At 41.7% G+C, this 20,100-nt stretch carries 16 protein-coding genes, 1 tRNA gene and 1 pseudogene; 13 read left to right on the top strand and 5 right to left on the bottom strand.

Translation table 11 applies throughout. The features are described 5' to 3' along the window. Positions 1-29: 29 nt before the first annotated feature. The gene (locus tag FHG64_RS11065) at positions 30-392 is read right to left on the bottom strand and encodes a toxin-antitoxin system YwqK family antitoxin (RefSeq protein ID WP_139066459.1); all 363 of its coding nucleotides are present in this window, start codon (positions 390-392) and stop codon (positions 30-32) included. A gap of 196 nt (positions 393-588) precedes the next feature. On the opposite strand from FHG64_RS11065, the gene aspS reads away from it, so the two are divergent. The 4 genes and pseudogenes from aspS (at position 589) to FHG64_RS11045 (ending at position 4,774) form a co-directional block, all read left to right on the top strand. Further along, positions 589-2,355: an aspartate--tRNA ligase gene (gene aspS, locus FHG64_RS11060; protein WP_139066458.1), complete on the top strand. Its 1,767-nt coding sequence runs from the start codon at positions 589-591 to the stop codon at positions 2,353-2,355. A 75-nt stretch (positions 2,356-2,430) separates the two neighbouring features. After that, positions 2,431-4,220, top strand: a pseudogene (locus FHG64_RS11055) (chloride channel protein). Positions 4,221-4,222: 2 nt separating this feature from the next. Further along, a complete protein-coding gene (locus tag FHG64_RS11050) occupies positions 4,223-4,474 on the top strand; it encodes a hypothetical protein (protein WP_139066457.1) in 252 nt (83 codons plus the stop codon). Positions 4,475-4,576: 102 nt separating this feature from the next. Continuing rightward, a complete protein-coding gene (locus FHG64_RS11045; RefSeq protein ID WP_139066456.1) occupies positions 4,577-4,774 on the top strand; it encodes a cold-shock protein in 198 nt (65 codons plus the stop codon). Positions 4,775-4,890: 116 nt separating this feature from the next. Here FHG64_RS11045 and FHG64_RS11040 read toward each other — a convergent pair whose 3' ends face one another. Next, positions 4,891-5,841, bottom strand: a complete 951-nt coding sequence (locus FHG64_RS11040; RefSeq protein WP_139066455.1) for an NAD-dependent epimerase/dehydratase family protein — start codon at positions 5,839-5,841, stop codon at positions 4,891-4,893. 139 nt (positions 5,842-5,980) lie between these two features. Between FHG64_RS11040 and FHG64_RS11035 the strand changes: the two genes are divergently transcribed. The 7 genes from FHG64_RS11035 to FHG64_RS11005 all read left to right on the top strand — a co-directional run bounded on the left by FHG64_RS11035 (position 5,981) and on the right by FHG64_RS11005 (position 14,510). Continuing rightward, a complete protein-coding gene (locus tag FHG64_RS11035) occupies positions 5,981-6,595 on the top strand; it encodes a hypothetical protein (RefSeq protein ID WP_139066454.1) in 615 nt (204 codons plus the stop codon). Positions 6,596-6,598: 3 nt separating this feature from the next. Further along, a complete protein-coding gene (locus FHG64_RS11030) occupies positions 6,599-7,120 on the top strand; it encodes a nuclear transport factor 2 family protein (protein WP_139066453.1) in 522 nt (173 codons plus the stop codon). A 123-nt stretch (positions 7,121-7,243) separates the two neighbouring features. Next, positions 7,244-9,316, top strand: coding sequence for a M13 family metallopeptidase (locus FHG64_RS11025; protein WP_139066452.1), 2,073 nt, complete (start codon positions 7,244-7,246; stop codon positions 9,314-9,316). Positions 9,317-9,469: 153 nt separating this feature from the next. Then, positions 9,470-10,162, top strand: coding sequence for a glycosyltransferase family 2 protein (locus FHG64_RS11020; protein ID WP_139066451.1), 693 nt, complete (start codon positions 9,470-9,472; stop codon positions 10,160-10,162). Beyond that, complete coding sequence (locus FHG64_RS11015; protein ID WP_139066450.1) at positions 10,162-11,634, top strand: cellulose synthase family protein; 1,473 nt, start codon at positions 10,162-10,164, stop codon at positions 11,632-11,634. The genes FHG64_RS11020 and FHG64_RS11015 overlap by 1 nt, the downstream gene beginning before the upstream one ends. Positions 11,635-11,707: 73 nt before the next feature. After that, positions 11,708-12,709, top strand: a complete 1,002-nt coding sequence (locus tag FHG64_RS11010) for a metal-dependent hydrolase (protein ID WP_139066449.1) — start codon at positions 11,708-11,710, stop codon at positions 12,707-12,709. 82 nt (positions 12,710-12,791) lie between these two features. After that, positions 12,792-14,510, top strand: a complete 1,719-nt coding sequence (locus tag FHG64_RS11005) for a DUF885 domain-containing protein (protein ID WP_139066448.1) — start codon at positions 12,792-12,794, stop codon at positions 14,508-14,510. A gap of 120 nt (positions 14,511-14,630) precedes the next feature. On the opposite strand, the gene FHG64_RS11000 is transcribed toward FHG64_RS11005, so the two are convergent. Together FHG64_RS11000 and FHG64_RS10995 are read right to left on the bottom strand one after the other, a co-directional pair. Next, positions 14,631-16,604, bottom strand: coding sequence for a M56 family metallopeptidase (locus FHG64_RS11000; RefSeq protein ID WP_139066447.1), 1,974 nt, complete (start codon positions 16,602-16,604; stop codon positions 14,631-14,633). 2 nt (positions 16,605-16,606) lie between these two features. Continuing rightward, positions 16,607-16,972 carry a BlaI/MecI/CopY family transcriptional regulator gene (locus FHG64_RS10995; RefSeq protein WP_139066446.1) on the bottom strand — a complete coding sequence of 122 codons (366 nt, stop codon included), beginning with the start codon at positions 16,970-16,972 and terminating at the stop codon, positions 16,607-16,609. Between the two features lie 304 nt (positions 16,973-17,276). Here FHG64_RS10995 and FHG64_RS10990 point away from each other — a divergent pair, with 304 nt between their 5' ends. Beyond that, the gene (locus tag FHG64_RS10990; protein WP_139066445.1) at positions 17,277-17,852 is read left to right on the top strand and encodes a PhnA domain-containing protein; all 576 of its coding nucleotides are present in this window, start codon (positions 17,277-17,279) and stop codon (positions 17,850-17,852) included. Between the two features lie 310 nt (positions 17,853-18,162). On the opposite strand, the gene FHG64_RS10985 is transcribed toward FHG64_RS10990, so the two are convergent. Beyond that, positions 18,163-19,557 carry a dipeptidase gene (locus FHG64_RS10985; RefSeq protein ID WP_139066444.1) on the bottom strand — a complete coding sequence of 465 codons (1,395 nt, stop codon included), beginning with the start codon at positions 19,555-19,557 and terminating at the stop codon, positions 18,163-18,165. A gap of 354 nt (positions 19,558-19,911) precedes the next feature. On the opposite strand from FHG64_RS10985, the gene FHG64_RS10980 reads away from it, so the two are divergent. Beyond that, positions 19,912-19,993: transfer RNA gene (locus FHG64_RS10980), tRNA-Leu, on the top strand. Positions 19,994-20,100 lie beyond the last annotated feature (107 nt).

Here is a 20,100-nt window from a genome sequence, read left to right as displayed (position 1 = left end):
CCGGGTTGATATAATTTATATAGTCTGCCTTAATTTACCGTTAATCGCTCTCCGGTATTCTTATAAACCTTTACTTCAGCAATCCTGTTTTCACTGTAATCTACCTCATTTAAAACATCGCCATTAGACCAAAAAAACCACTTCCCGGTCTTTTGTCCTTCGGCATATTCCGCAAGGGCATTCTTTTTACCGTCCTGTCCATAAGAAATCCATTTCCCGTGGAGCTTTCCGTCCTTGTACGTACCTTCCTGTCTAACACTTCCATCTTCATAATAAAAAGTTCCTTTAATTAATTCTCCATGTTCCTCAAAAACCGGTGGTTTTTCCTGGGCATTTGAATTTGTAAAAAATGCAAATACTGCGAATACAAGTAAACATCTAAATATCTTCATAGCTCTATTTTTTGGGAGATTATCTCAAATATACAAAATATTTACATTAAAGCAATGATTACATAACATTAAGTTAACATTGGGATTAGATATGTTAAGCTTAGAACAACCAAAATTTTAATTTTTAAAGCCTAAAAACATTAGAAACCACTCTATCTTCTTACTTTTGCTCTTTTAAAATTTGAATGAAAATCATATGTACAGAAGTCATAACTGTGGAGAGCTAAGAGCATCTCATATAGGAAAAGAGATCACTCTTGCCGGGTGGGTGCAAAAAATACGTAACAAGGGATTTATGATTTGGGTAGACCTGCGGGACAGGTATGGCGTTACCCAGCTTATTTTTGATGAAGAGCGCACGCCGGCTGCAATGATGAAAGAAGCGGCAGAGCTGGGCAGGGAATTTGTCATTCAGGTTAAAGGAAAGGTGATAGAGAGGGAATCTAAAAATCCGCAAATGCCAACGGGCGATGTGGAGATCCTGGTTTCAGAATTTACCCTGCTGAACCCCTCACTAACTCCCCCATTTACTATAGAAAATGAGACTGATGGAGGCGAGGAATTAAGAATGAAATACCGTTACCTGGACATTCGAAGAAACCCTGTAAAGGAAAGTCTTCTGTTTCGCCATAAAGTAGGAATGGAAGTTAGGAATTATCTTTCTGCTGAAGGTTTTGTCGAAGTGGAGACTCCTTATCTTATTAAGTCCACTCCAGAGGGTGCAAGGGATTTCGTGGTTCCAAGCAGGATGAATGAAGGGCAATTCTATGCACTTCCACAGTCGCCTCAAACTTTTAAGCAGCTTCTTATGGTAGGAGGAATGGATAAATATTTCCAAATCGTAAAATGTTTTCGTGATGAAGACCTGCGTGCAGACCGGCAGCCGGAATTCACCCAGATAGACTGTGAAATGGCTTTTGTGGAACAGGAAGACATCCTGAATACCTTTGAAGGATTGACCAGGCACCTCCTTAAGCAAATTAAAGGAGTGGACTTGGAAGATTTCCCACGAATGACCTATGATGATGCCATGCAAAAATATGGTAATGATAAACCAGACATTCGGTTTGGGATGGAGTTTGCAGAGCTTACCACCCAGGTGAAGGATAAAGGATTTAATGTTTTTGACCAGCAGGAACTTATCGTAGGTATTGCTGTACCCGGTGCTGCCTCATATACCCGCAAGGAAATAGATAAATTGATAGATTGGGTAAAACGCCCGCAGATTGGCGCAAACGGACTTGTTTGGGCAAAATATAATGAAGATGGAACTGTAAAATCATCTGTAGATAAATTCTATTCAGCTGAAGATCTTCTTGGATGGGCGCAAACCACAGGTGCAAAACCCGGTGACCTCATCCTGGTCATGGCAGGAGATACCCAAAAGACAAGGACACAGTTAAGTGCCTTAAGAATGTATTTGGCAACTGAATTGGGCTTAAGAGACCCAAATATTTTTGCTCCCCTTTGGGTAGTAGATTTCCCGCTACTGGAATGGGATGAGGAAACAGAACGCTATCACGCGATGCACCACCCCTTTACTTCTCCAAAACCTGAAGATATAAAACTACTGGCTACAGAACCGGGTAAAGTACGGGCCAATGCCTATGACCTGGTGCTCAACGGAAATGAAATTGGAGGTGGGTCCATAAGGATACACGACAAGGCAACCCAGGCTATGATGTTTGATTATCTTGGTTTCACCCAGGAGGAAGCAAAAGAACAATTTGGATTCCTAATGAATGCTTTTGAGTATGGCGCTCCTCCACACGGTGGGATCGCTTTTGGTTTCGACAGGCTGGTGGCTATTCTTGGAGGGCAGGAAACAATAAGGGATTATATTGCTTTTCCAAAAAACAACAATGGCCGGGATGTCATGATTGATGCCCCTGCAAAACTTGATGAAGCCCAACTTAAGGAATTACATTTACAGGTTAAGATTGAAAAGCCTGTGAAGCAATAAGTATTAGATACATAAGATGTAAAAGATCCTGCTTTACGGCAGGATTTTTTATCTTCACCATAAATTTTAAAACCCTTGTTTCTAAATTTTACCTCATCTCTGGAACAGTTTGCCTTGTGGAGGAACAGGCATATCACCCATCATCAATTCCTGATGTTCCTTAGTGCGCTTATTGGCTTCATTGCCGGCCTTGTGGCGGTAACCATAAAAAACCTCACCCATTACATCCAGCGTTTACTTGAAGGAGAGTTTGTGGCAAATTATCATGCTGCTTTTTATTTCATATTCCCTTTAGTAGGTTTAACAATTACGTTACTTATAGTTAAATATGGGTTCAAAAAAGAGGTTGGAGGTGGCATACCTACCACCCTGCGGGCAATTGCACAAAAGAGCGGGATCATGCGCAGGTTCCAGACCTACGCCTCCCTCCTCACGGCACCCATAACTGTGGGTTTTGGAGGATCTGTAGGACTGGAAGCCCCCACAGTAGTGACAGGAGCTGCAATAAGCTCTAATCTTTCCCGGCTTTTCAGGTTTAACCAGGCATCAAGGACCCTTCTTATTGGCTGCGCCGCCGCAGGTGCCATGTCTGCTCTTTTTAAGGCACCCATCGCAGCGATCATTTTTGCAATAGAGATCTTTAGCCTAGATCTCACCCTTATATCGATGATCCCTTTGTTACTGGCATCGGTTTCGGCGATCCTTACAACCTACTTTTTTTCAGGTTCAGAAATTATTCTTAATTATCAATTATCAGATGAGTTTGAAATATCCCAGGTACCTTTTTACATTCTTCTGGGAGTGATAGCCTCCATGTGCTCTATTTATTTTACAAAAATATATTTCAGGATCATAAGATTCTTCAGCAGGATAACTTCACCATTTTACCGTCTACTGTTGGGAGGAAGTATCCTTGGGGCCCTTATATTTTTCATTCCACCTTTGTACGGGGAAGGTTACGATGTGATCAATAATTTGCTGCAGGAAAATTACATGTATGCCCTTCAGAATAATTTATTCGGGGATCTCACAGAGAATATTTGGGTCGTTGTAGGGCTGCTTGCAGGGCTGGTGGTCTTCAAGATCATCGCTACCTCCCTCACCATTGGCGCAGGGGGGGTTGGAGGAATCATCGCACCTGTACTTTTTATGGGTAGTGCTATGGGACACTGCTTTGCACTTATTATTAATAATCTTGGATTTCTTAGAACCCCTTTATCTGTTAGTAATTTCACGATGGTGGGCATGGCGGGACTGGTAGCCGGCATTATGCATGCCCCCTTACAGCCATTTTCCTTATTGCCGAGCTCACCAGTGGATATGAGCTATTTGTACCGCTTATGATTACCGCGGCGATTTCCTTTATGATCACCTCACAGTTCCAGCAACATTCTGTTTATACTTTGGATTTGGCAGCCCGCGGGGAGTTAATTACTCACAATAAAGACCAGGCTGTACTTACCCTCCTGGACATAAGACAGGTACTTGAAACCAATTTCGTCGCGGTGAAAGTTGATGAGACCCTGGGAGACATAGTGCATAAAGGGGTAATAAAATCCTCCCGAAGCCTTTTCCCTGTTATTGATGAAAAGGAACAATTTTTGGGCATTATCCTCCTGGATGATGTTCGGCCAGTTATGTTCAACAGGGAACTTTATGATGAAATAAAGGTGAGGGAACTTATGCAGGTTGCACCAGATATAATAGATATAAATAAGGATTCAACAAAAACCATTATGAAAAAATTTCAGGAGAGTGACGCGTGGAACCTTCCGGTAGTGGATGAAGGAAAATATATTGGCTTTATTTCAAAGTCTAAATTATTGACCGCCTACAGGCAAAAACTAATTGAAGTAACAGTTTAATTATGATGAACTTCCTAAAAATATTGACAGTTCTTATAATCCTGGCTATTGGTACAGGATTCTATTACAGGATAAATGAGGATGTGGTACTTGGTGACCGCATTATTGGACTTGCAGTTCTAGCCAGCGCATTTATACTTATGCCTATCTTTTTATATGTAAGATGGAAAGGAAAAAGACTTGAAGATTATACCCTATCTGATAAAAACATAAAGAAAATGAAGGAAGAAGGAAGGGATAAAAGATTTGATTAACTAGCTAATAATCAATAACGTTAAAAAGAATTTTAATTTAACTAATACTGATAAATAAAAATATGTAAGTTTGTGCTTTATTAATTATTTATTTTTTTTACAATGGAAGGTACAGTTAAATTTTTCAATGAGTCTAAAGGTTATGGATTCATTACAAACGACGAAACAGGAAGAGACATTTTCGTTCACGTTACAGGTCTTAATGGTGAGACTTTGAACGAAGGTGACAAAGTTGAGTACGTTGAAGAAGAAGGAAGAAAAGGATTAACCGCAGCACAAGTGCGTGTGATCAACGATTAATATATTTTTATATTTTAAATCGCAACCTAACATAGAAACCCGCTTTTAAAGCGGGTTTTTTTGTGGGTTAAAATTTCCGGTTATTGAGAAATTATGGCTTTGAGCAGCCCGAAGGGTTAGGCCATACTTTTTAACCCCTCCAGCATTGCCGTGGTAAGTTTTTCAAGGTTATAATCGTGTTTCCAGTTCCAGTCATTTCTTGCAGCGCTGTCATCTATACTACCCGGCCAGGAATTGGCGATCTCCTGCCTGAAATCGGGATCATAGGATATCTCGAATTCTGCAATATGTTTCTTGATTTCTGTAGCGAGTTCGGCCGGCGTAAAGCTCATTGCTGAGAGGTTGTAGGAGGACCTCACTTTTATTTTCTCTGCCGGGGCCTCCATGATATCAATTGTTGCCTTTATTGCGTCGTCCATAAACATCATGGGAAGGCTTGTATCTTCACTTAAAAATGATGTATATCCTGAGGTTTTAATAGCTTCATGAAATATCTCCACAGCATAATCTGTCGTACCACCGCCGGGCAGGGTTTTATAACTTATGATACCAGGGTATCGTATGCTTCTCACATCAACTCCATGTTTCCTGAAGTACCATTCACACCAGCGTTCCCCCGTTTGCTTAGAGATGCCGTATACAGTTGTGGGCTCCATAATGGTTGTTTGCGGGGTATCATTCTTAGGAGTAGTTGGCCCAAAGACAGCTATACTTGAAGGCCAGAATACTTTTTGAATTTTCTTTTCCCTGGCCAGTTCCAGGATGATAAAAAGGGATTCCATATTGAGTTCCCAGGCCTTCATTGGTAACCTCTCTGCTGTTGCACTTAGCAAAGCGGCCATAAGGTAGACATCTGTGATCTCGTGTTGTTCAATAAGTTCTTCGATACGCTCCCTGTCTATGGCATTTGCAATCTCAAACGGGCCAGATCCCATAAGTTCTTCACCACCTGCCTTGATATCGCTGGTGATCACATTCTCCTTTCCATATTTCTCCCTTAATGCCAAGCTTAGCTCACTTCCTATTTGTCCGGCAGCACCAATAATTAAAATTTTCCTGGAACTCATTTTTTAAATTTTGTTGTGCAAATATATTGATTTCGCAAAAGAACCTATAAAGATTCCACTTAAAATGAAGATTGTACAATATCTATTTTTGCTGGATTGGAAAAAGGTTTTGATTAACTTTGTTCTCTTAGATCCAGGTATGAAGATTTTATTCTTATTAGTTTTTTTATTTTTAGTTAGCAGCTGTGGCAACCAGGGAGATAGTGACCAGGAAGGCAATGCAAAAGAAGAAATAGACACCACTATTTACCAGCGCAACCTTAATGTACCCAATGAGGAAGTGGTACTGCAGCCAGAAGCCAGGGAAATAACCATGAACTGGCTCGCCTACTTAACAGCTCAAAGTGAGATCGAGAATTTTGACAACTACACCGTGAATGATGTAATCTCAAATGCCACCCCTATTGCAGAAATAATGGAAAATCTCAGGCAAAGCGTACCAGATAGTTTAAAGACCAATTCCATACAAACCAGGGTAACTGTCCTCTATACGAAAGCCAAAGTTTTGGAACATATGGCCAAAAGAAGAAGCGACAGGCCAGAAGCCATTAAGGCCACGGCAGAGGAACTTCCGGTAGATTTTAATAATTTCAAGTTACAGATCAATGAACTTTTCCTTAAAACCCTGGAGGACTTTGAAAAAGAGCTGGATGACTTCCAGCCAGAGGAGGACACACTCTCCCTTCCACGCCAAATCCTGCCTCCCACAGGTATTGGGGCAGGCACTATCCAGGATACTGTTACAAGTCTCTAGCTCATGAAAACAATTCGAGTACTTCTTCTACTATTAACGATTACAGGCTGCGAATTTAAAGCTCAAACAAACATTGAGACAATTGATCCTGAAAGCGCTAAGGATTCTATCAACCTGCTGCTAAACGACTGGCACGCCGCAGCCGGCCAGGCCAATTATGAGGGATATTTTAATCTTATGGCAGGGGATGGCGTTTTCATTGGCACCGATGCAACTGAGAACTGGCAAAACGAGGAATTCCGGTCATTTGCAAAACCATATTTTGACAGGGGAACAGCCTGGAGTTTCAGTGCACTTGAAAGGAATATTTATTTTTCTGCGGAAGGGGATATCGCCTGGTTTGATGAACTTCTAGATACCCAAATGGGAATATGCAGGGGCTCCGGAGTTCTGGAAAATACTGCTGAAGGATGGAAGATCAAGCATTACGTCCTTTCTATAGCCATTCCAAATGAAAATGTTGAAGAAGTAACTGAACTGAAGAGAGACTTTGACCGGGCTCTTATAGAAGACCTCAGGCAATAATCCATTAGCCGAATCCTTCATTGGCCTCCACATTTTATCAGAAAAATGGTTCTCTTTTGTAAGAGTTTTTAATATGCTTCTTTTTAGTACTTTAGCGCGTAAATTTTTAATCAGGTAATTAGAATGAAAAGATTAACCAAAGTAATGTTCCTTTCAGCTATTGGGGCAGCCGTATTGAGCGGCTGTAACAATGATGACAGGAAAGCGAATGCAGAGCAGGAACCACGAGGGATCAACCTGGCTTATATGGATACAACCGTAAGCCCAAGAAACGATTTCTTTAGGTATGTAAACGGGGTATGGGTAGATTCCACAGAGATCCCGGACGAGTATACCACCTGGGGGAGCTTCCACGAATTAAGAAAGAATACAGATGCCCAGGCTTTGGCCCTGCTGGAGAAAGCATCCACTAATAAAGATCTGGATGCCTCAAGTGACCAGGCTAAAGCAGTTTTTCTATACCAAAGCATTATGGATACGGTATCCAGGAATGAGAAAGGTATAGAGCCACTAAAGCCTTACCTGGACAAGGTAAAGGCAATTGAAAACAAAGAAGACCTGCAGAATTTCCTTACAGAAATGCAGCAATATGGCGGGGCAGGTTTCTTTGCATTTAGCGTGCGTGCAGATGCCAAGGACAGCAATTCAAACGCGGCATACCTGTATCCTTCAGGTCTTGGACTGCCAGACAGGGATTTCTATGTAGTAGATGATTCCAGTTCAAAAGAAATTCGGGAAAAATATAAATCCCATATCACCAGGATGCTCCAGTACCTTGGGGAGTCAGGGGAAGAAGCCGCTGCAAAGGCAGAGACCATTCTTGAATTTGAAACCAGCCTGGCAGAGCCTCAGCTTGATAAAGTAGAGCGCAGAGATGCAAGAAATACATACAACCCTATGCAGGTTTCTCAACTTCAAAATCAGGTATCAGCTATAGACTGGAACAAATATTTTGAGGAAATAGGAGCTTCCAATATTGACACAGTTATTGTTTCGCAGCCAAAATACATGGAGGCATTACAAAAAACTTTTAGCACCAATAAGGTAGAGGACTGGAAAACATATTTAACCTGGACCATCTTCAATAATTCTACCGGAACCTTATCTACTGAAATTGAAAGGGCAAACTGGGAATTTTATAGCCAGACCCTCCAGGGAGCAAAAGAACAGCGACCACTTAAAGAACGTGCACTTGCAACTGTAAATGGAACTTTAGGCGAAGCTTTGGGTAAATTATATGTAGAGGAAAATTTCCCACCAGAGGCTAAGGAGAAAGCACAGGAAATGATCTCCAATATCATTAAAGCCTTTGAGGTAAGGATCAATAACCTCACCTGGATGAGCGACAGTACAAAGGTAAAGGCCATAGAAAAGCTGGGGACCACCACCATAAAAGTTGGATATCCAGATGAATGGAAAGACTACAGCGACCTTGAGATCGCAGGGCCAGATGATGAAGAAGGTTCATTCTTCCAAAATATGATGAATGCCAGAAAATGGAACGTTAAGGAAACTATGGCAAAACTGGGAGAACCTGTAGACAAAACCGAATGGTTCATGCCTCCACAAACCGTAAACGCATACTACAACCCAAGTTATAACGAGATCGTATTCCCTGCAGCCATCCTGCAACCACCTTTTTACGATTATCGCGCAGACGCAGCGGTTAATTACGGCGGGATTGGAGCCGTTATAGGCCACGAAATATCCCATGGATTTGATGACAGCGGGTCCAGATTTGATGCTGAAGGAAACCTCAACAACTGGTGGACAGAGGAAGACTTAAAGCAATTTGAAAATCTAGGTGGCGCCCTGGCAGCACAGTATGATGCTATCGAAGTTCTTGACAGTGTTTATATCAATGGAAAATTCACCCTCGGTGAAAACATTGGGGACCTTGGAGGTGTTAATGCTGCCTATGATGGCCTGCAAATCCATCTTGCTGAAAACGGGAATCCAGGTAAAATTGACGGGTTCACTCCTGAGCAACGGTTCTTCCTTTCCTGGGCAACTGTATGGCGTACCAAAATGCGTGATGAGGCGCTAAGAAATCTTATAAAAACAGATCCACACTCTCCCGGTATGTACCGCGCGTACGTGCCTTTACAAAATATTGAAGCCTTCTATGAAGCCTTTGATATTCAGGAAGGTGATGATATGTATGTAGCACCAGAGGACCGGGTGCTTATCTGGTAATAAAAAATATTATAATATGAAAAGGGTCACAAAGCTGTGGCCCTTTTTTTATTTTTTACTGGTACTGAAATCTCTTTTCCGGTTTAACTATAGCAGAAAATGATGGGGCGAACCAAAAGGGAAATTTTATCTTTGCAGCCCAACCCCAATTAAATGTATCCAATTATAAAAGTTATTATTCCTGCTTACAATGAAGGAGCTTCGATTGGAAAAGTTGTTGCAGACGTGCCTTCGTTAGTTTCAGAAATAATTGTGGTAAGCAACAATTCTACAGACAATACAGAGGGGGTTGCAGCCGCTGCAGGAGCTACAGTGCTGGTGGAAGAAAGAAAAGGTTATGGTTATGCCTGTCTCAAGGGGATGGATCATATTGCCGGAAATGAGGAAAAACCAGATGTTATTGTTTTTCTGGATGGGGACTACAGCGATTATCCTGAAGAATTGGAGAAAATAATTTCTCCAATTTTACACAAGGATATGGACCTGGTTATTGGAGCCAGAGTGAAAGAACTAAGGGAAGTGGGCTCAATGACCTCCACCCAGATCTTTGGTAACTGGCTGGCAACTTCCTTAATGAGAATCATGTTTGGTGCAAGATTTACAGATCTTGGCCCTTTTAGAGCTATAAAGTATGACAAACTCCTGGAGTTAGACATGCAGGATAAAACCTATGGCTGGACAGTGGAAATGCAATTGAAAGCTTTACGGAAAAATCTTGACTACATGGAGGTACCGGTCAATTACCGGAACAGGATTGGAGTTTCCAAAGTTTCCGGAACATTAAAAGGAGCTACTATGGCGGGAGTAAAAATACTTGGCTGGATTTTTAAATACAGTTTTAAATAATGGATACAGCAATAATTATTTTCTATACCCTGGCATCTGTTCTTATCCTGTTCTACAGTATTTCCCAGCTTAACCTGCTTTATTACTATCTGCGCTCCAAAAGTAAAAAGGAGGAACCTGTTGTTTTCAATCTCTCAAATCCCGGAGAAACTCCGTATGTAACCATACAGCTCCCCATTTATAATGAGATGTACGTGGTGGAACGCCTTCTTCGAAATATTGCCGGCATAGATTATCCAATGGACAAGCTGGAGGTACAGGTACTGGATGACTCTACAGATGAATCTATTGAAAAATCCAGGCGCCTCGTGAAAGAGCTTCAGCAAGAGGGATTGGATATACAGCACATAACCCGGCAGCAACGGGAAGGCTTTAAAGCCGGGGCACTAAAGGAAGGGCTTAAGGTAGCCAAAGGTGAATTCATTGCCATATTTGATTCAGATTTTTTACCAAAGAAGGATTGGTTGCAAAAGACGGTTCCCTATTTTAAAGATCCCGAGATTGGGGTTGTACAGACTAGATGGGGACACGTTAACAGGGATTACTCCCTGCTCACGAAGATACAGGCCTTTGCCCTGGATTTCCATTTTATAATGGAACAAACCGGCAGGAATTTTGGAAAGCACTTTATAAATTTTAATGGTACGGCAGGAATCTGGAGGAAGGCATGCATTGAAGATGCCGGTAACTGGAGCGGTGATACTTTAACCGAAGATTTGGACCTTAGCTACCGGGCCCAGATGAAGAAGTGGAAATTCAAATACCTGGAGGATGTGGAAACCCCGGCAGAACTGCCGGTAGTGATGAGCGCTGCCCGTTCCCAGCAATTCAGATGGAATAAAGGTGCGGCAGAGAATTTTCAGAAAAACTATAAGGTCTTGTTACGCGACAGGGATCAAACCACCGGCACAAAGATCCACGGATTTTTCCACTTATTGAATTCCAGCTTTTTTATCGTGCTTTTATTGCTGGCAGTGCTTAGTGTTCCTGTTTTGTATATTAAAAATATGAATCCGCAGTACTCCTGGTTTTTCAACTTTATCGCTTTATTTACCGTTAGCGCATTGATATTTCTTATTTGCTATTGGGTCACCTGGTCAAAGCTCCATGGAAAAAGCTTTAGAAGCTATCTCAATTTTACCGGGATGTTCTTTGCTTTTTTCTCTGTGGCAATGGGCCTGTCACTGCATAATTCCCTTGCGGTACTTCAAGGACACTTTGGCAAAAGGAGCGAATTTGTTCGCACACCCAAGTTCAATATAGGTAAGGTCAAAGATTCCTGGAAAGGAAATATTTATCTGAACAAATCCCTCTCGGCAACTATCATACTGGAATTCCTGCTTTGGCTATATTTTGGTTTTGCGATCTATAGTGCTTTTAAATTGGAAGATTATGGATTGTTTGTGTTTCATTTAATGCTTTTTGCCGGCTTTGGATTTGTAGTACTTAAATCCCTGACGAATAAAACCTAAGTCTAAGGTAGTATGTACACAGGATATTGAGCAATTTAAAATAATAATATAACCCTAGGAGGTTCAGGAGAAAATGGATTCATTAACACAAATTGTTCTGGGTGCCGCAGTAGGAGAAGCTGTTCTTGGCAAAAAAGTTGGAAATAAGGCGATGCTCTATGGTGCCATTGCAGGTACCATTCCAGATCTTGACACCTTTGCGAGCCTCCTTACAGATACGGTAACAGCTACAGAGATCCACCGGGGATTCACACACTCCATCGCTTTTTCTGTCTTGTTTGCACCTGTTTTTGGCTGGCTCATTTCTAAAATCGAAAGAAAAGCCAAAGCAACCTGGCGGGAATGGTCCTGGCTTATGTTCTGGGGCCTTTTCACACATCCCATTCTTGATTCATTCACCACCTGGGGCACCCAGCTTTTCTGGCCTCTGGAAACAAGGCTGGCGTTTAAGAACATCTTTGTAATTGACCCCCTTTATACAGTTCCCTTCCTCATTTTCCTGATCCTGGCCATGCGTAAGGATAAGACCTCTGCCAAAAGAAGGAAATACAACAGGCTGGGGCTCATTGTGAGTAGTAGTTACCTGCTCCTCACCCTGGGTTTAAAAGGAATGGCTAACCTTCAATTCAAAGATGCCCTGGAAGAGCAGGAGATCTCCTATTTGGATTATCAAACAAAGCCCAGCCCATTCAATTCTATCCTTTGGACAGCCAATGTTGAGACTGAAGATTCTTTTTTAATTGGGGATTATTCTTTTTTCGATACCCAGCCCATACAATTCAAACAATTTGCAAAAAATCATCATTTACTGGGCGACTTACGGGATGAAGACAAGGTAAAGCGGCTTATAAAAATTGCTGAAGGCTGGTATATTATATCCAAAAAAAATGAAGAGGTTTTCTTCCACGACCTGCGTTTTGGAGTTCTGGATGTCAATGCAGATGATCCAAATTTCGTTTTTACCTATAAGTTAATTCCCCGGGAAGATGGTCTTGTAGTTGAAGAAGTAGACAGGGATACAGAAGAGGCTAAAAAGTTGATTTCTGTATTGGGAGATAGAATATTGGGGAATTAGTCCCCTAAGAATTACCTCATTATTGAAGGTCCCGGGTATTTGATATTTTTACTTTAACTTTCAGCAAAGAAATGCTCCTTACATGAAATTCAATATTTTTCTCCTGCTATTTACCTTTTTAACAGCCACGACCACCTCACATTCTCAAAATGATTCCAAAACCCTTTCAGAGGTAATAGAAGAAGTCCAGGATCATAAAGCTTATGACCGGGAGGAGTTTCCCCTTGGTTTATTTACCAAAGAACATTATAGAAGGGAAGCTGGTTTTGCTGAAAAGCAACTGGAAAAACTTCAAAATATCACAGAAGAAAACCTCTCAAAATCTGAAAAGATCTCCCTGGAGCTGCTAAAATTTCGACTACAGGAAAGCATTGATTTCTATGAATATGAAGCATATTTGAATCCGTTGCTTTCAGATGCGGGATTCCACGTGAGCCTGCCTTATCACGTGCGGGAGCTGGCAAATTATGGCCAAATAAAGGAATATTTGAACAAGCTCAATGCAATACCGGGATATGTAGACCAGCACCTGGTTCTGCTACGAGAGGGAATGAAAAAAGGGATCACCCAGCCCGGGGTTATTTTTAAAGGTTATGAAGCTACTTACAATGACCAGCTCGTAAAAGATCCAAAGGACAGTTATTATTACACTCCATTTAAAAACCTGCCATCCTCCATTACTAAGCAGCAAAGGGACTCTGTTCTTGCAGCCGGGGAAGAGGCAATAAAAAAGAAAGTGCTACCGGAGTTCAAGCGTATTAAAAAATTCTTTGACAAGGAATATTTACCCACTGCCAGGGAAAGTGTGGGAGTATCTGAAATTCCCAATGGAAGAGCCTACTATCAAAACAGGCTTGATTATTATACCACCCTTAAACTTACTGCGGAAGAAGTTCATCAAATAGGGCTGGATGAAGTGGCCCGTATTAATGCCGAGATGAAGAAGATCATTTCAGAGGTTGGGTTTGACGGAAGCTTCGAGGAATTCATCCACTTTCTTCGCACAGATGAACAGTTTTATGCCGTGACCGCAGAAGAACTGCTGAAAGAGGCACGGAATATCTCCAAAAAGATCGATGCCCAATTGCCAAGGTATTTCAGGAAATTACCACGAAAACCTTATGGAGTAGCCCCGGTGCCCGATGCTATTGCTCCTAAATATACCACCGGAAGATATATAAGCCCTTCAAACGAAACACAACCGGGTTATTACTGGGTGAACACCTATGATCTCCCAAGCAGGCCCTTATACGTTTTACCTTCCCTTACGGCACACGAGGCAGTACCGGGTCACCACCTGCAAATTTCCCTGAATGGGGAGCTTGGAGATAGTATTCCGAAGTTTCGAAGAAATTTTTATTTATCGGCATTCGGAGAAGGATGGGGACTTTACTCTGAATTTCTTGCTGAGGAGATGGGAATCTATACCACTCCTTATGAATTATTTGGAAAGCTCACTTATGAGCAATGGCGAGCCTGCAGGCTTGTAGTAGACACCGGGATGCACGCCCTTGGATGGACCCGGGAGGAGGCTGTGGAGTTCTTACAATCCAACACCGCCCTTTCCCTGCACGAGGTAAATACAGAAATTGACCGCTACATCTCCTGGCCGGGGCAGGCAGTTTCCTATAAAATTGGAGAAATAAAGATCCGTGAACTAAGGGCAAGGGCTGAAAAAGAACTGGGACAAAAATTTGAGATAAGGGATTTCCACGAGGTGATCCTGGGCCAGGGTACAGTGACTCTGGAAATTATGGAGCAGCTGGTGGATGAGTATATACAGGGAAAGTTGAAGGTATAAGGGATATTAGCACGGATTGCAAATCCGCGCTATCCATAATTTTGCTAAACGAGATGAACGTGATAGTGAAAAACAATGATGGCGCGAATTTGCAATTCGCGACGACTTAGTCAAGGTATCCTAACACCCACCCAAAATCACATCTGGATATTTACTCACATCAATTGAAACTTCATTTGTGCTTTTTTTCACCATTCTGATAGCTTCTTCATGGCTATATTTATGTGGTCCAATATAAAAATTTGCTCCACGCTTTGCCAAATCAATTACATATTCTAAAGTGTTTGAATTTTGGGATGGTGGAGACTGTGCCGCCGTATAAATAAATCCCAGGTTTTCTGATGAAGAAGTTTTAGGAGGTGCCGGCGGCGGTGGAGGCTGCTTATTTTCGGAAGGAACTGGTGGGGCCGGTAGTATTTTTAATCCATCCCTGCTACTGGTAGGAGGATTATGATTAAGGCTTTTTTTATCGGAAATTTTAACTGTTTTTCCGGTGGGATTTTCCTCTACCCGCACCTCCAGGTTTTTCCCGCCGTTTTTCTTTACTATTTCCAATACGTTCTGGTCGGTTGTTTTCTTTCCATTATAGAAAAACTCTGCACCCTCCTCGATCCAATCCTTAACCGATTCCATAGGTGAGGGTGGCGGAGGCGGTGGTGCCTGCATATTACCCATTACAGGAGCCGGGGGAGCAGGTGGTACATCCACATTTTTGCTGCTCTTTTCAGGAGCTGGAGGAGATTGGGGTTGGGGCGTCGGTGCAGGTGGCGGCGGGGGTGGTACGTCAAATTTAATTTGCTCTGCATTCTCCTTCTGTTCAGGGGTCATACGGCCCAGGATTGCCATTATTCTATTAATATCCTCCTGTTTTACCTGAATTTCCCCTTCAGGATTGGCATTCTGCAACGCATTGTAATACTTCACCAGCCTGTTGTATTCCGCCATCATTTCTGGTGTCGCCTTATCCTGCATTGCTGTTTTAGTAGTACAAAGAGCAACGCTTCCTGCCAATCTATTTTGAGCCATTAGCTGTCTAAGATCGATCATGATGGAAGAAGGAGCATTTTCAGCCACTTCAATATGATAGGAGGTGTAGCTCCCATTGTTGATGTGCTTCCGCAATTCTGCTAAATTTGTTTCATTTTTCTGAAAATAAAACTTTCCGCTATTATCAACCTCTAACATGAGAGTGGTAGTATTCATAGTTTCAGCCGGTAAAACGTTTATTTCTCTTTCTACAATCTCTTTATTGCTGAAACTAAAGAATAGCAAGGATATGAGTGGCAGGATCAATATTGATCTTAGCCAGATTGCTTTTTTCGATGTGTGTGTTTTCATAACTTTAAATCGTTTTTTGATTGATGAATAATTGATGGGATTTACAAGATCACTGTGTAAATGCCCTGATGAGAATTGTAATAATGTCTTTTGATAACCTGCAGTATGAACTCCTTTTTCAACTACTGCTTTGTCTGCAAGGAATTCGTGATTTAGCTTCACCGCGTCCTTTAACAGGATGATGAGCGGATTCATCCAGAACATAATTTGCAGCAATTCCACAAAAAGGATGTCCAGGCTGTGCTTCTGCCGGGCGTGCGCCTCCTCGTGAATGATGACCTCACGCGGGATTTGCTCCTGTTCATATTTCTTTCGGTTAAAAAAAATGTAACTGAAGAAGGTGTGAGGATCTACTTGCTCTCGCAGCAGGACTCTGGTATAAATGCCCTTTTTGATCTTCGGATTAATCTTTATTTTTAACAGGATCTCCCGAAGATTCCTTATAAATTTAAAACTGAAGAAAATGACTCCACCAGCATATATGGCCCAAAGAACATGCGGCATATAATCTGAAAAAGACTTGCTTTCTGCTACTGAAATTTCTTCAGAATAATGGAACAGCACAGGATCAAAATTTCCCGCGGTAGGTTCAACATACGTGGTAAGGGTGATAAGAGGAATCCCAACCGCTGCCACCACAGCAAAAAGCAGGTAGAAGCGCTTGAAATTGTGCATATTCTCCTTCTCCAGCAACAGCTTGTAAAACAGCAGCAAAGCAGCCAGGATCGCACCAGATTTTAAGATATACCACTCCATAATTACTTATTCTTAATTTCGTTATCTATCAATTTCTTTAGATCTTCCAACTCTTCCTTACTAAGGTTGGTCTCTTTCGTGAAGAACGAGGCAAACTGCGAAGCAGAATCATTGAAGAAGTTTTTGATAAAGCCGTTCACCTGTTTTGAAAAATAATCCTTCTTTTTCACCAGGGGAAAGTATTCCCGCGAGCGGCCGTATTGTTTGTAGTCAACAAAATCCTTGTCCTGCATCCGTTTTAAAAGTGTGGCCACTGTGGTTGGTGCCGGCTTAGGATCTGGATAAGCCTCGATTAGATCTTTCATAAAAGCTTTTTCCTGCTTCCAGAGGATTTGCATTAATTGTTCTTCTGCTTTTGAAAGGCTCATTACTCTACAAGTTTAGTTCGTTCTCTACAAATGTAGAATAATTATTTAATTCTACAAACATAGAAGAATAAATATTTTTCTGAAGGAGATATCAACAGAGTAAATTTTACCAGATAACTATTGATAAACAATTTCCTGTATAGGCAATTCAAAAAGTAGAAAAAGCGGAGAGTGCTATGATCAACATCTCCACCCCGGCAAAATTTTAATAATTCGGCGGTTGAAAAACTGTGTGAAACTCGAGCGCCTGGAGTTAGGTATATCTATAGAAACCTGTATATTCGCAAACTAAATTTTAGACCTGATGAGCCTGGAACAGGAATTATTTCAAAGAAGCGACTCCAAGTGTGAACTATGCGGTTCCGGGGAGGATTTGAATGTTTTTGCCATTCCAGATTCCCCTGCAAATGTTGAAAATCACATTCTAATTTGTGCCACATGCCGGGAGCAGATCGAAGATCCTGAGAAAACAGATGCCAATCACTGGCGCTGTCTTAATGATTCCATGTGGAGCAGCGTTCCCGCTGTGCAGGTGATGGCCTGGAGGATGCTCAACAGGCTAAAGGCTGAAGGCTGGCCGCAGGACCTGCTGGATATGATGTATGTGGATGATGAACTAAAAGCCTGGGCAACCGCCGGGCAGGGTACTTCTGAAAGTTCTGCCGGTATCATCCACAAGGACAGCAACGGGGTAACTATTGAAGCCGGAGATACGGTTGTCCTTATCAAGGACCTCAACGTAAAAGGTTCCAGCATGGTGGCAAAAAGAGGGACTGCCGTGCGAAGAGTTTCCCTGGTGCACGATAATCCTGAACACATTGAAGGAAAAGTTGAGGGACAACAGATCGTTATCCTCACCAAATTTGTAAAGAAAGTATAATATTCTCCCGTAGTTGTCCCGGACGCTCCACAAATCCAGTTTTGTGCCACTCCGTTAAACTGCGGGAAACCTTTTTTGATTTGTTCTAAATATTGAGATTTGAGACAAGAGTCAGGACCGCTTCGCTTCTGGAATCTAGAGTCTGAACTAAATTTTCTATGCTTTTATAAAATAAAAAACCCCACAGTCAGGCGTGAGGTTTTTAATTCTTAAAATCTATTTTTTAGAAATAACTTATAAAGCACAGGTCTTTTTAGAAATCCGAGGGATTTCTATCTCCTGAATTTTAAATACTTTTATTTTCACTTCTTTATTCCTCGCTCTTCAATTTCGTAAAATGTTTAAAGAACAAGGGAATGGTTTCAATTCCTTTTAAGTAATTCCACACCCCGAAATGTTCGTTTGGAGAGTGGATAGCATCTGTATCCAGTCCAAAGCCCATAAGGATCGTTTTACTTTTAAGTTCCTTTTCAAAAAGGGAAACAATTGGAATACTTCCTCCGCTTCGCTGCGGGATTGGTTCCTTTCCAAATGCCTCAGCATAGGCATCATTCGCAGCCTGGTATTCCAGGGTGTCAATAGGGGTTACATAACCCTGCCCGCCGTGGTGGGTATTTACCTTCACTTTCACACTTTTTGGAGCTATACTTTCAAAATGCTTTTTAAAGAGTTCGCTTATCTCCTTCCAGTCCTGGTTTGGCACCAGCCTCATGGAAATTTTTGCATAAGCTTTGGAAGGCAATACTGTTTTGGCTCCCTCTCCTGTGTAGCCACCCCAAATTCCGTTTACATCCAGAGTTGGCCTTATAGATGCCCTCTCAAGTGTAGAATAACCTTTCTCCCCATGCACATCTCCAATATCCAGTTTCTCTTTATACTCCTCCAGGTCAAATGGAGCCTCTGCCATTTTCTCCCTTTCCTCATCTGTAAGCTCCTCTACCCTGTCGTAAAAACCGGGAATGGTAATATGGTTGTTCTCATCCTGCAGGGATGCGATCATCTTTGCGAGGATATTTATTGGGTTTGCCACCGCTCCGCCATACAATCCGCTATGGAGATCGCGATTTGGACCTGTAACTTCTACTTCCATATAGCTGAGTCCGCGCAATCCTGTGGTAACAGAAGGAACATCTTTAGAGATCATTCCGGTATCACTAATAAGGATCACATCATTGGAAAGTTTATCCTGATTTCGTTCTATAAACCAGCCAAGGTTGGCACTTCCCACTTCCTCTTCCCCTTCGATCATAAACTTCACATTACAGGGAAGCTCATTATTCCGGGTCATATATTCCAGTGCCTTTACGTGCATATACATCTGGCCTTTATCATCACAGGCACCGCGGGCAAAAATGGCACCCTGGGGGTGCAGTTTCGTTTCCTTGATCACAGGCTCAAATGGCGGACTCTCCCACAGATCCAAAGGATCTGGTGGTTGCACGTCATAATGTCCATATACCAAAACAGTAGGTAGATTTTTATCAATGATCTTCTCACCGTAAACAATAGGATATCCGGGAGTTTCACATATTTCGGTATGGTCACAACCCGCTTCCTGAAGCTTTTCTTTAACGGCATCGGCAGTTTTTAGTACATCCTGCTTATAGGCAGAATCTGCACTTATGCTTGGAATTTTTAATAGATCAACCAGTTCCTGTATAAACCGGTCTTTATGTTCCTCAACGTATTTTTTTATGTCACTCATTCTTTAAATTTTGATTTAACGTAAAGGTAAGAAAATGAGAATTGAGTATTTAGAATTTAGTAGTGAGAAGTGAGTATTGAGAATTGAGTGGGCTGTGTGTTGTAAGTATAGGCAAAAATAAATTGATGTTTGAAATTTAGTCGTTGGTGTTTGGAATTTGGTGCTTGGAATTTGGAATTTAGTGCTTAGAATTTTTGCAAGTTTTAATCAAATGATCAAGCTTTCAAAAAAAGTAAAAGTTTTGAAATAAATTTTCTCTCTGTTATTTGAAAATTGAAAAATGATTGTATATTTGCAGCCGCTTATCAAGGTAAGCAGTTTTACAATGAGTCCTAAGTGTTGTAAAATTTAAATGCGGGCGTGGTGGAATTGGTAGACACGCTAGACTTAGGATCTAGTGCCGCAAGGTGTGGGAGTTCGAGTCTCCCCGCCCGCACAGCAAGAAAAGCCTTCTGGAAACAGAAGGCTTTTTTTTATGGACAAAAGTGAAATTGAGCAAAAACAGATGGATTGTTAGAATTGGCCTCATATCAGATCTACAGA

The organism is Antarcticibacterium flavum (assembly GCF_006159205.1).
GTDB lineage: Bacteria > Bacteroidota > Bacteroidia > Flavobacteriales > Flavobacteriaceae > Gillisia > Gillisia flava.
The sequence above is the reverse complement of the archived record's forward strand: the minus strand, read 5'-3'. Positions and strand labels throughout refer to the sequence as shown.